The organism is Kitasatospora sp. NPDC036934 (assembly GCF_055608425.1).
Genome location: NZ_JBVJQR010000016.1, coordinates 158890 through 171776, shown reverse-complemented (window position 1 = coordinate 171776; position 12887 = coordinate 158890). Strand labels below are relative to the sequence as shown.

The 12887-nt window shown below is 74.0% G+C and carries 6 protein-coding genes; 1 reads left to right on the top strand and 5 read right to left on the bottom strand.

The annotated features are described in order from the left end of the window. Positions 1–6 precede the first annotated feature (6 nt). From ACZ7BZ_RS25110 to ACZ7BZ_RS25095, 4 genes are all read right to left on the bottom strand, one after another. Positions 7–1191 (bottom strand): PP2C family protein-serine/threonine phosphatase, encoded by a 1185-nt coding sequence (locus ACZ7BZ_RS25110; protein ID WP_470360235.1) that lies wholly within the window; start codon positions 1189–1191, stop codon positions 7–9. A 192-nt stretch (positions 1192–1383) separates the two neighbouring features. Beyond that, on the bottom strand, positions 1384–4611 hold the full coding sequence (locus ACZ7BZ_RS25105; protein ID WP_470360234.1) for a UvrD-helicase domain-containing protein: 3228 nt from the start codon (positions 4609–4611) through the stop codon (positions 1384–1386). Positions 4612–4846: 235 nt separating this feature from the next. Then, on the bottom strand, positions 4847–8242 hold the full coding sequence (locus tag ACZ7BZ_RS25100; RefSeq protein WP_470360233.1) for an ATP-dependent helicase: 3396 nt from the start codon (positions 8240–8242) through the stop codon (positions 4847–4849). A 21-nt stretch (positions 8243–8263) separates the two neighbouring features. After that, positions 8264–8641, bottom strand: a complete 378-nt coding sequence (locus ACZ7BZ_RS25095; protein WP_470360232.1) for an MGMT family protein — start codon at positions 8639–8641, stop codon at positions 8264–8266. Positions 8642–8775: 134 nt separating this feature from the next. Between ACZ7BZ_RS25095 and ACZ7BZ_RS25090 the strand changes: the two genes are divergently transcribed. Next, the gene (locus tag ACZ7BZ_RS25090; protein WP_470360231.1) at positions 8776–11505 is read left to right on the top strand and encodes a flippase-like domain-containing protein; all 2730 of its coding nucleotides are present in this window, start codon (positions 8776–8778) and stop codon (positions 11503–11505) included. Positions 11506–11596: 91 nt separating this feature from the next. Here ACZ7BZ_RS25090 and moeZ read toward each other — a convergent pair whose 3' ends face one another. After that, entirely contained in the window at positions 11597–12775 is a 1179-nt protein-coding gene (moeZ, locus tag ACZ7BZ_RS25085) for an adenylyltransferase/sulfurtransferase MoeZ (protein WP_380463498.1), read from the bottom strand. Between the last annotated feature and the right edge of the window lie 112 nt (positions 12776–12887).

Genomic DNA, 12887 nt, shown 5'->3' with positions numbered 1-12887 from the left:
CGGAGGTCAGCGGTTGGTCAGGACGCCCGCCTGCTGGGGCAGGTGGGCGAGGGCGGGCGGGGTCGGGTCGTACTGGAGGAGCAGCATGGCCGCGTCGTCGCCGAGTTGGCGGCCGACGTGGCGCACCACGTCCTGGTGCAGGCGCTGCAGGACGTCGGCGGGGCGGCCGTCGGCGCAGCGCGGGAAGCGTTCGGCGAGAGGGTAGAAGGCGCCGGAGCGGTCCCGGGCCTCGATCACCCCGTCGGTGAACAGCAGCACCCGGTCGTCGCCGTGCAGCGGGACCCGGTGCACCGGGGGGCGGACGTCGGCCGGGTCGAGGACGCCCAACGGCGGTACGGTCTCGGCAAGTTCGAGCGGCTGGACGCGGCCGTCGCGGAGCAGCAGCGGCGAGGGGTGGCCGCAGTTGACGAGTTCGGCGGTGCCGTCCGGTCCGACTCCGATCAGGACGAGGGTGACGAACTCCTCCTCCACGCCCGGGTGGTCGTTCTCGTGCAGGGCGCGGTCCAGGCTGACCGCCAGCCAGCCGGCCACCCGGTCGAGGGCGGGCTCCTGGTGGGCGGCCTCGCGGAAGGCGCCGAGGACGGCGGCGGCGGTCTCGACCGCGCCCAGGCCCTTGCCGCGCACGTCGCCGACCACGGCCCGTACGCCGTGCCGGGTGTTGACGACCTCGTACAGGTCGCCGCCGATCCGGGCGTGGGCCGCGGCGGCCTCGTAGTGGACGGCGGCGCGCACGCTGCCGACCCGTTCCGGGACGGGCCGCAGCAGGACCCGCCGGGCGATCGAGGCGACCAGCTGGGCGTCGGCCAGGGCGCGTTCCTGGCGCAGTCTCAGGGTGGCGCTGACCCAGCCGATCGTGGCGACCAGCAGGATCGCGATGACGCTGGCGGCGTGCACGGACTCGCCGAGCGCGTCGCTGCGGAAGGCCATCAGGAAGGCCGCCGCCTCGGTGCACAGCCCGATGACGAGCGGGTACCAGGTGCGGCGGCTGACCACGGCGGCCAGTGCGGGTACGGCGGTGAGGGCGGGTTCGACCGTCACCTCGGTGCCGCTGAGGTAGTCGAGGACGACGATCAGCGCCATGCCGATGAAGGGCAGCGCGAGCGCCGTCCTCGGCCAGGTGCCGGTCGTGCCCGGAGCGGGTCCCGGGGTCGGCCCGGTGAACCGCTCTCTGATCCATCCGGTCGCGCTCAACTTCGGTCTCTCCAGCAGAAGACGCCGATGCCGGGGGCACCTGCGGTGATGACTGAGGGTCAGGGAATACGGGCCTCGCTGGCGGCCGGAGCACGGGGTTGACCGGTTACCGACCCCACAATAGGCGCGAAACGTGCACGACGCACAGGTTTCGGGCGTCGGCGCGATGACTCGGGTGCTCTGCGTGACTCATTAGTCACTGTTCCCGATCAGGAGCCGTTCCAACTCTTTTCGGTCGGGAAGTCCTGCCGGTCTGACGATCCGCCCGCTGCGGACGTACAGGAACGACGCCGTGACCTGCTCGGGATCGACGCCCGCCGACTCGGCCCAGGCCAGCCGGTAGACCGCGAGCTGCAGCGGGTCGGCGGTCTCCTCCCGATGGGTCTTCCAGTCCACCACTTCGTAGCGTGACGCACCACCGGATTCCGACACTCCGTCACCGTCCCGGTAGACCGCGTCGATCCGGCCGCGCACCACCCGCCCCGCCAGCACCAGTTGGAACGGCGCCTCCACCCGGTAGGGCCGGCGCTGGGCGTACGGGGTGCGCAGGAACGCCTCCTTGAGCCGCTCCAGGTCCTGCTCGTCCTCGATGCCGTCGTCGTCGGCGCCGGGCAGCGCGCCGGGCTCGATCAGCAGCAGCGGCTCGATCCGGGACTGCACCCAGGCGTGGAAGCGGGTGCCGCGCCGGGCGGCGGGCTGCGGCGGGCGCGGCATCGGGCGGGCCAGGTCGTGGGCGAAGCCGTCCGGGTCGGCGGCCAGCCGCAGCAGCTGGGTGGCGGACAGCGCGGCCGGCAGCGGCACCTCGCGGGCGGTGCGCCGGGAGCGCTCCAACTCCCCCAGCAGCGCGGTCAGGTCGCGGTCCCAGGAGGCGACCTGGCGCTGGTCCTCGACGGCCATCGGCTCCGGATCACCTGCGGGCGCCCCCGCGAGCCGCCGCCGGACCACCTCGGCGACCCGGCGGCGGGCGTGCTGGGCGGCCGGGTCCAGCGGCAGCGGCCAGGGGTGCTCGACGGCGGCGGCCAGCGCCGGGTTCCCGGCGCCCTTCTCCGGCTGCTCGGCCCAGTGCTCGACCTCGCCGGCGCCGGGCTGCTCGCAGTGCGCGCGCAGCTGCTCCAGGAAGACGGACGGGCCGCGGACGGTCTTCTGGCTGGGGCCCCACCAGTGCCCGGAGGCCAGCAGCAGGGACTTCGGCCGGGTGAACGCGACGTAGCCCAGGCGCAGTTCCTCGGTGCCCGAGTGCTCGGCCAGCTCCTTCTTGAACGCGGCCATCGACTTGGACGTCCAGCCGCCCCGCACGTCGGGCAGGGTCGCGGAGTCACCGCGCAGGGCGTGCGGGAGCACGCGCTTGGTGCTGGTCCAGCGTTCGCGCGGGGAGCCGGACGGGAACGCGCCCTTCACCAGGCCGGGGACGGCCACCACGTCCCACTCCAGGCCCTTGGACTTGTGCGCGGTGAGCACCTTCACGGTGTCCTCGCCGCCGGGCAGGCTGCTGTCCAGTCCGCGCTCGTACTCCTGGGCGGCGCGCAGGAAGCCGAGGAAGGCGGCCAGGCCCGGGTCGCCGTCCAGGTCGGCGAAGGAGGCGGCGACGTCCAGGAAGGCGTGCAGGGTCTCCCGCCGGCGGGCGGCCAGCGCCTGCGGGGAGGCGGCGAGTTCGACCTCCAGGCCGGTGACGGTCAGCACCCGGTGCAGCACGTCCATCAGCGGGTCGGCCAGCGAGCGGCGCAGCTCGCGCAGCTCGGCGGCCAGCCGGGCCAGCCGTACCCTCGCCTCGGCGGAGAACGGCAGGTCGTCGGGCTGGTCGCCCTCCCCACCGGAGGGGGCCGTCAGGAAGGTCTCCACCGCGTCGGCCAGCGAGACCACCTCGGTCGGGTCGGCCTCGGCGACGGCCGCGGCCAGCGCCTCGACGCCCTCGGGCCGCTCGGTGCGCACCAGTTCGGCGGCGCGCCGGCCGAGCAGGGCGAGGTCACGCGGGCCGATCCGCCAGCGCGGGCCGATCAGCAGCCGTACCAGGGCGGCGTTGGCGGTCGGGTCCTGGAGCACCTCGCAGACGGCCACCAGGTCGGCCACCTCGGGCAGTTGCAGCAGCCCGCCGAGGCCCACCACCTCGACCGGAACCTCGCGGGCGACGAGCGCGGCGTGGATGTCGGGGAAGGCCGCGCCGCCCCGGCACAGCACGGCGATCCGGCCGGGCGCGGTACCGGTGCGCACCAGGTGGGCGATGGAGTCGGCGAGCCAGTCGATCTCCTCGGCGTGGGTGGGCAGCAGCGCGGCCCGCGCGTAGCCGTCCAGTTCGGCGCCGGGGGCCGGGCGCAGCGCCTCGACGCCCTCGTGCATGGCGCGCAGCGGGGCGGCGAGTTCGTTGGCGAAGGCGAGCAGTCGGCCTCCGCTGCGGCGGTTCTCGCTGAGCGCGTAGCGGTCGGCGGGGCGGCCGTCGGCCTGGGGGAAGTGCCGGGGGAAGTCGTCGAGGTTGGCGACGGAGGCGCCGCGCCAGCCGTAGATGGCCTGGCAGGGGTCGCCGACGGCGGTGACCGGGTGGCCGCCGCCCTTGTGGTCGGGGCCGGCGCCGAACAGGCCCGCGAGCATCAGGCGCTGGGCGACGGAGGTGTCCTGGTACTCGTCGAGCAGGACGACCCGGTACTGGCCGCGGAGCAGTTCGCCGACCTCGGGGCGCTGCTGGGCGAGGCGGGCGGCGGCGGCTATCTGGTCGCCGAAGTCCATCAGCCCGGCGGCCTGCTTGCGGCGGCGGTAGTCCTCGACCAGGCGCAGCAGTTCCAGCCTGGCGCGGGCGGTGGCGGGCACGGCTCGCAGGTCGTCGTTGCCGAGCTTGACGGTGGCGAGGGTGTCGAGCAGCTCCTCGTCGTGGGCGCGCAGGGTGGCGGGCTCGACCAGGTGCTCGGCGAGTTCGCCGTCCAGGGCGGTGAGGTCGGCGACGAGGTTGGCGAAGGTGCCGGTGAGGGCGGGGAAGGGGCCGCGGGCGGTGCGCAGCACCTTGGCGGCGAGCTGGAAGCGGGTGGCGTCGGCGAGCAGTCGGACGTCGGGTTCGATGCCGATCCGCAGGCCGTGTTCCTTGAGCAGCCGGCCGGCGAAGGCGTGGTAGGTGGAGATCTCGGTTTCGCCGAGCGGATCGGTGTCGTCCCGGTCGGCGACGCCGGCCCTCAGCAGGGCGGTGCGGACGCGTTCGGCGAGTTCGCCGGCGGCCTTGTTGGTGAAGGTGAGGCCGAGCACCTCCTCGGGCCGTACCGCGCCGGAGCCGACCAGCCAGACGACCCGGGCGGCCATCACGGTGGTCTTGCCGGAGCCGGCGCCGGCCACGATCACGGCCGGGGCGAGCGGGGCGCCGATGGCAGCCATCTGCTCCCGGTTGAACGGGATGCCCAGCAGCTCCTTGAGCTGGTCGGGATGGCTGAGCACGGCGGTCACCCCGCAACCGTAACCGGCGGAACCGACAGGCCGGGCGCCCGGGCGCCGTGACCCCCGCTACTCCCCGCCCCGGGCGGAACGGAGCGCCCGGAGGCGAGCGGGCGAGTCACAGCAGCTGCGCGAGCGGGGCGAGTGACAGCCGTCGCGCCCCGAGCCGAACGAGGGAGTGCCGGAGCGACGACCGTCGGCACCGGAACTGGGCGCCCGGGGGCGAGCGGGCGGGTCACAGAGCGGGTTACAGCAGCTGCGCCCCGTCGCGCTGGGCGGAGCAGCTGCGGCGGAAGGAGCAGCGGTCGCAGCCGCCGCCGGTCTGCGGGACGAAGCGTTCGGCGAGGACCTTGCCGGCGGCCTTGGCGAGCAGGTCCTCGATCCACGGGTCGCCCTCGGGCGGTTCCTGGCGCTGCACCTTGGGGGCGTCCGGGTCGGCCTTGGCGGCGGCCTCGCGCAGGTGGACGAGTTCGGCGCCGCCGGTGGCCGGGGGGTGTTCGGTGAAGCCGGGCAGCTCGTTGAGGGCGCCGGCCCGGACGGCGAGCTGGTAGACGGCGAGCTGCTTGTGCTCGGGCATGGACTTGTCGGTGGGGATCTGCTTGCCGGTCTTGAAGTCGACCACGTAGGCGCGACCGGCCCGGTCCTTCTCGACCCGGTCCATGGAGCCGCGGATGCGCACCGAGACGCCGCCGACGTCGAGGGTGACGTCGAAGCCGTGCTCGGTGGCGACCAGGTCGCGGCCGCGTTCCAGGACGTGCCAGTTGAGGAAGCGCTCCAGGGCGGCGCGGGCCTCGGTCTTCTCCTGGTGGGACTTCCAGGGGGCGTCGAAGGCGAGGGCGTCCCAGACGGTGTCCAGGCGGGCCATCAGGACGGCGAGGTCGGCGGGGGTGCGGCCGGAGCCGACCTCATCGGCGAGGGCGTGCACCACGTTGCCGAAGCCCTGGGCGGCGCTCCCGGCGCCGCGGGCCTTGACCTCCTTGTCCAGGAACCACTGCAGCGAGCAGTTCTCCAGCTGTTCCAGGCCGCTGCCGGACAGCCGGACGGGCGCGTCGGCGCTGCGCAGCGGCTCGGGGGCGGTGGTGGCGTCGTCCAGGCCCCACCAGCGGTCGGGGTGGGCGGCGGGCACCAGCGGCAGCCCGTCCTCGTCGGAGGCGGCGGCGAGGACGGCAAGGCGTTCGGCGGCGGCGCGGCGCAGTTCGGGCGAGCGGGCCGGGTCGACGGTGACGGCGCGCAGTTCGGCGACCAGGGCGGCCACCGACAGCGGGCGGCGCGGGCGGTGGGTGACGTCCTCGACGGTGACCGGCGGGGTGCGGCGCACGACCTTGCCGGTCGTGGGGTCGACGTCCTCGCGGTAGAGCTCGCGCAGGAAGCGGGAGGGTTCGTCGCCGTCGTCGGCGGGTGCCTTGACGGCGGTGACGATCAGCCGTTCCTTGGCGCGGGTGGCGGCGACGTAGAAGAGCCGGCGTTCCTCGCCGAGCAGGGCGGCCGGGGAGAGCGGTTCGGCGAGGCCGTCGCGGCCGATCCGGTCGGCCTCCAGCAGGGAGCCGCGGCGGCGCAGGTCGGGCCAGAGGCCGTCCTGGACGCCGGCGACGACGACCACGCGCCACTCCAGGCCCTTGGAGCGGTGGGCGGTCATCAGCCGTACGGCCTCGGGGCGGACGGTGCGGACGGTGAGGGTGTCGGCGGCGATGTCCTGGGCTTCGAGTTCGGCGAGCAGGTCGAGGGCGCTGCGGTGGCCGGTGACCTGTTCCTCGGCGCGGGCGGCGGTCTCGAACAGGGCGCACAGCGCGTCCAGGTCGCGGTCGGCGTTGCGGCCGGCGGCGCCGCCGCGCAGGGCGGCCCGTTCCAGGCGTTCGCGCCAGCGGCGGCTGCCGTCCCAGAGTTCCCACAGGGCGTCCTCGGCGGTGCAGCCGCCGGCCAGCAGTTCGCGGACCTTGCGCAGCAGGGTGCCGAGGTCGCGGGCGCGGCGGGCGGTGGCCGGGTCGAGGGCGATCAGCCGCTCGGGTTCGGCGAGGGCCTCGCGGATCAGCTCGCCGGCCGGGCGGGGGGCGGCGGCGGGCCGGCCGTCGGCGCGCAGCGCGGCGCGTTCCTCCTCGCGCAGGGCGCGGCCGAGCCGGCGCAGGTCGGAGCCGTCGAGGCCGCCGAGCGGGCCGGTGAGCAGGGTGTGGGCCAGGTCGGTGGTGAGCGGGTCGGGGGTGTCCGGACCGGGGGTGTCGAGGAGGGCCTGCTTGTCGCGGGCGGCCTGCTCGGCGCAGACCCGCAGGGCGAGCAGCAGCTGGGCGACGGCGGGTTCCTCGCGCAGCGGCAGGTCGTCGCCGTCGATCTCCAGCGGGACGCCGGCCGCGCCGAGCGCCCGCCGCACGCCGGGGATGGAGCGGGCGCCGGCCCGTACGAGCACGGCCATCTCGCCCCAGGGCACGCCGTCCTCCAGGTGGGCGCGGCGCAGCAGGTCGGCGATCGAGTCGAGTTCGGCGCCGGGGGTGGGGTAGGTGTACACCTCGACCCGGCCGCCCTCGCGGGAGGGCAGCAGGGCGCGGTGCTGGGCGAGTTTGTCGGCGGGCAGCCGGCCCATCGGCATCCGGCGGGCGAGTTCGCGGGAGGCGGCGAGCAGGACGGCGCCGGAGCGGCGGGAGACCCGCAGCACCTTGACCTCGGCGGGGGTGCCGTCGGCGCGGCGGAAGGCCTGGGGGAAGTCGAGGATGCCGTTGATGTCGGCGCCGCGGAAGGCGTAGATCGACTGGTCGGGGTCGCCGACGGCGACGAGGTCGCGGCCGCCGCCGGCGAGCTGGCGCAGCAGCCGGACCTGGGCGGGGTCGGTGTCCTGGTACTCGTCGACGAAGACGACCTCGTAGCGGCGGCGCAGTTCCTCGCCGACCTCGGGGCGTTCGGCGAGCAGCACGGCGCGGTGGACGAGTTCGGCGTAGTCGAGGACGCCGCGCAGGTCGAGCACGTCGAGGTAGTCGGCGAGGAAGTGGGCGGCGGCGGCCCAGTCGGGGCGCTGGACGCCCTGGGCGAAGCGTTCGAGTTCGGCCTCGCCGAGGCCGAGTTCGCGGCTGCGGGCGAGGACGGCGCGGACTTCGTCGGCGAAGCCGCGGGTGGTCAGGCAGGCGCGCAGGTCGAGCGGCCAGGCGATCCGGCTCAGGCCCAGTTTGGCGTCCTCGGCGCCGCCGGCCAGCAGTTCGCGGACCATGACGTCCTGTTCGGGGCCGGAGAGCAGCCGCAGCGGCTCGGCGTAGTCCTCCGGGTCCTGGTGGGCGCGCAGCAGGGCGTAGCAGAAGGAGTGGAAGGTGGTGGCCTGCGGGGCGGCGGCGGTGCCGCCGAGCCGGCCGGACATCCGGTCGCGCAGTTCCACGGCGGCCTTGCGGCTGAAGGTGAGGACGAGGATCCGCTCGGGGTCGGTGCCGTCCTGGATCCGCCGGGCGACCGCCTCGACCAGGGTGGTGGTCTTGCCGGTGCCCGGTCCGGCGAGGACGAGCAGCGGGCCGCCGGTGTGCTCGACCACGGCGCGCTGGTAGGCGTCCAGCGCGGGCGGGTCGGGCTGGGCGAGCGGGCTGCGCACGAGCCGGTAGGGGGAACTCACGAACGTCCTGGGGTTGTGCAGAGGGGCATGGCCGGGGCGGGCCCGCGGAGGGCCCGCCCGCATCGAGCCTACGATCCTGCCCCGTCAATCCCGTCCGCGCGGACGGTTCGGTGAAATCTCCTCGCCGTCCCAGCGGGCCCGTCTGAGGTCGACCCGGGGCGGGTCGGCGAGTTCGCGCAGCGGGGTGCCCTCCTCGCCGTAGTGGGCGAGGGCGCGGTGCTCGTGGCCGGGCAGGAAGCGGCCGTCCGCGCGGATCACCCGCCACCAGGGCACCGAGCCGCCGTACAGGGCCATCACCCGGCCGACCTGGCGGGGTCCGCCCTGGCCGAGGTACTCGGCGACGTCGCCGTAGGTCATCACCCGGCCGGGTGGAATCCGCTCGGTCAGGTCGAGCACCAGTTCGGCGAACGGTGGTAGGGCGTCCGGGACGCCGTCGTCTGTTACGTCCGTCACCTGCGGCATTCTTCCTCACAGGGAAGCGCGCGAAGCCCCGTACGAACGACCCGCCGCGCCCGATCCGGCCCCTGTCCAGCACGGGGGGTCGGGGCATGCCACCATCTTCGGGGCGGTGAGTGGTGATACGAGGACAAGACCAGATGACCGGGACGGCTGACGTGGGCGTGGACAGGGACTCCGACGAGTCCGGCTCTGTCGTGCCCCCGGCGCCCGGTGACGAGTCCGAAGGGCGGCCCGGAAGCGGGCCGACGCCGGAAGTCTCCCTGATCAAGGACCTGACGATCAAGACCCCCACGCCCGAGAAGTCTCCGGAGACGTCCCCCGAGGCCGTGCCGGAGCCGCCCGCCCCGGCGCCGGCGGCCCCGCGGACCGAGTACCACGACCCGCTGGACGACGCCCCCCACCTGGACGTCGACGAGCCGCTGCTCGCCGCCCGCGCGCACCGCCCGTCCGACCTGATCCGCTTCCTGGCCGGGGTCTTCGGGATAGTCGCCGTCTTCGTCCTGGCCGGCATCGCCACCTCGACCACCACCGGCATCGAGCAGGACATCGCCACCAACGCGCCGCACTTCTCCGCGGTGCTCTCCACCATCACCGGCCTGGTCTCCAGCGTCGCGGTGCTGGCGGTGCCGCTGGCCTTCGCCGTCGAGCGGCTGATCAAACGCGACGGCCTGCGCGTCGCCGACGGCGTGCTCGCCTCGGTGCTCGCGTACGGCGTCTCGCTGGGCATCGACTGGTGGGTGGCCGAGGGCGCATCCGAGCACATCCGGGACGCCCTGACCCGGCTGCCGCTGGACAGCAACGGCACCCTCACCGACCCGGTGCACGGCTACCTCGCCCCGGTGATCGCCTACATGACCGCCGTCGGCATGTCGAGCAGACCCCGCTGGCGGGTGGCCCTTTGGGTGGTGGTGGTCTTCAGCGGGATCACCGAGCTGCTCGGCGGCTACACCACCCCGCTGTCGCTGATGCTCACCGTGCTGATCGGCTGGTCCGTCGCCTACGGCACGCTGTACGCGATCGGCTCGCCCAACATCCGGCCCACCGGCCAGCACCTGATGATCGGCCTGCGCAAGGTCGGCTTCACCCCGGACGGCGCCCACCGCGCCCCGGACGCCCCCGGCGGCACCCGCCGCTACTACGTCACCCAGCAGGACGGCCCGCCGCTGGACGTCCACATCATCGACCGCGAGCAGCAGGCCTCCGGCTTCTTCTACCGCGCCTGGCGCCGGCTGCGGCTGCGCTCGGTGGCCGTGCGCCGCAGCCCCCAGTCACTGCGCCAGGCGCTGGAGCAGGAGGCTCTGATCGCGTACGCGGCGGCCGCCTCGGGCGCCCGGGCGCCGCAGTTGGTGGCCACCTCCGAGCTGGGCCCGGACGCCGCGATCCTGGTGTACGAGAACGTCGAGGGCCGAACGCTCGACGAGCTCGCCGACGAGGAGGTCACCGACCGGGTGATGGCCTCGCTGTGGCAGTCGGTGGCCGCCCTGCACGAGCGCCGGATCGCCCACCGCCGGCTGACCGGCGAGTCGCTGCTGGTGGTGGACGACGCCACCGCCTGCCTGGTCAACCTGTCCGGCGGCGACATCGCCGCCACCGACCTGACCCTGCGCATCGACGTCGCCCAGCTGCTCACCACCTTCGCCCTGCGGATCGGCCCCGAGCGGGCCGTCGCCACCGCCAACGCGGTGCTCGGCGCGGACCGGGTCGCCCAGGCGCTGCCGCTGCTCCAGCCGGTCGGGATGAGCCGCTCCACCCGGGTCGACCTCGCCAAGCTCACCAAGGAGCGCAAGGCCGCCGCCCGGGCCAGGGCCCTGGAGCAGGTCGCGGCCGGCGAGCGCACCCAGGAGCAGGCCGAGGAGGACATCGCGGTGGCCGGCGAGGACCTGCTCAGCCGCATCCGCGGCCAGATCCTGCAGATCGCCCCCGAGGCGCCGATGGAGCCGGCCAAGCTGGAACGGCTGAAGCCGAAGAGCCTGATCATGGTGATCGCGCTCACCTTCGCCGCCTACCTGGCGCTGACCACCATCAAGCCCGCCCAGCTCAAGCTCTCCCAGATGAACTGGGCCTGGGCGGCGGCGGCCCTGCTGGCCGCCGCGTTCAGCTACGTCGCCGCCGCGATGAGTCTGACCGGCTTCGTCCCCGAGCGGCTGCCGTTCCGGCGCACCGTCGCGGCCCAGCTGGCCGGCTCCTTCGTGAAGCTGGTCGCCCCCGCCGCGATCGGCGGCATCGCGCTCAACACCCGCTACCTGCAGAAGGCCGGCATCCGCCCCGGCCAGGCGGTCGCCTCGGTCGGCGCCTCCCAACTCGCGGGCCTGGCCGGGCACCTGCTGCTGCTGTTCAGCTTCGGCCTGATCACCGGCAGCCAGACCAACGGCGACCTCTCCGCCTCCCGGGCGGTGATCATCGGGGTACTGACCGCCGCGGTGCTCGCCCTGGTGGTGGCCGCGGTCGCGCCGCTGCGCCGCTTCGTGCTGGGCCGGCTGCGCTCACTGTTCTTCGGCGTGGTGCCGCGGATGCTCGACCTGATGCAGACGCCCAGCAAGCTGGTCACCGGCTTCGGCGGCATCCTGCTGCTGACCCTCTCCTTCACCGCCTGCCTGGACTTCTCGGTGCAGGCCTTCGGCGGCGACGTCAGCTTCTCGGCCGTCGCGGTGGTCTTCCTGACCGCCAACGCGGCCGGCTCGGCGATCCCCACCCCGGGCGGCATCGGCCCGGTCGAGGTGGCCCTGATCGGCGCCCTGACCGTCGCGGACGTCTCCCCCGCGGTCGCCACCCCGGCGGTGTTCCTCTACCGGGCGCTGACCTTCTGGCTGCCGGTGCTGCCGGGCTGGATCGCCTACAACGTGCTGCAGCGCAGGCAGGCGCTCTGAGGGGACGTACGGTCCGAGCACACGTACGGGGAGGGGCCCCACCGCGCTCGTCCGCGGTGGGGCCCCTCCCCGTACGTCACGTCCCGACGGTCTAGTAGACCGGCTTGTGCGGCTCGATCTGGTTCACCCAGCCGAGCACCCCACCGCCCAGGTGGACGGCATTGGCGAAGCCCGCGGCCTTGACCACGGCCAGCACCTCGGCCGAGCGCACGCCCGACTTGCAGTGCAGCACGATCTTCCGGTCCTGCGGGAGCTTCTCCAGGGCGTCGCCCATGAGGAACTCGTTCTTCGGGATCAGCACCGCGCCGGGGATGTTGACGATCTCGTACTCACCGGGCTCGCGGACGTCGATGAGGTAGATGTCCTCCTCGTCGTCCTGCCACTGCTTGAGCTGCTTGGAGGTGATGGTCGACCCGGCCGCGGCGGCCTGCGCCTCCTCCGACACGACGCCGCAGAAGGCCTCGTAGTCGATCAGCTCGGTGACCGTCGGGTTCTCCCCGCAGACGGCGCAGTTCGGGTCCTTGCGGACCTTCACCTGGCGGTAGTTCATCTCCAGGGCGTCGTAGATCATCAGCCGGCCGACCAGCGGGTCCCCGATGCCGGCCAGCAGCTTGATCGCCTCGTTGACCTGGATCGAGCCGATGGACGCGCACAGCACGCCCAGCACGCCGCCCTCGGCGCAGGACGGGACCATGCCCGGCGGCGGGGCCTCCGGGTAGAGGCAGCGGTAGCAGGGGCCGTGCTCGGCCCAGAAGACGCTGGCCTGGCCGTCGAAGCGGTAGATCGAGCCCCACACGTAGGGCTTGCCGAGCAGCACCGCGGCGTCGTTCACCAGGTAGCGGGTGGCGAAGTTGTCGGTGCCGTCCACGATCAGGTCGTAGCCGGAGAAGATCTCCATCACGTTGGAGTTGTCGAGGCGCTCCTCGTGCAGGACCACGTCGACGTAGGGGTTGATCTCCTTGACCGAATCGCGCGCCGACTCCGCCTTGGAGCGGCCGATGTCGGCCTGGCCGTGGATGATCTGGCGCTGCAGGTTCGACTCGTCGACCACGTCGAACTCGACGATGCCCAGCGTGCCGACCCCGGCCGCGGCCAGGTACATCAGCGCGGGCGAGCCGAGGCCGCCGGCGCCGACGCACAGCACCTTGGCGTTCTTCAGCCGCTTCTGCCCGGCCATCCCGACGTCCGGGATGATCAGGTGGCGGGAGTACCTGCGGACCTCGTCAACGGTGAGCTCGTCGGCCGGTTCGACCAGGGGTGGCAACGACACGGGGACTCCGATGGGTGTCTTCTTCAGGCGGCCAGGGCCAGCCTCGGACGGGGTTGTTGCACCGCCACTCAGGTGGCTCTCTAGGCCAACAGTGTCACGCCCCGCCGGTATT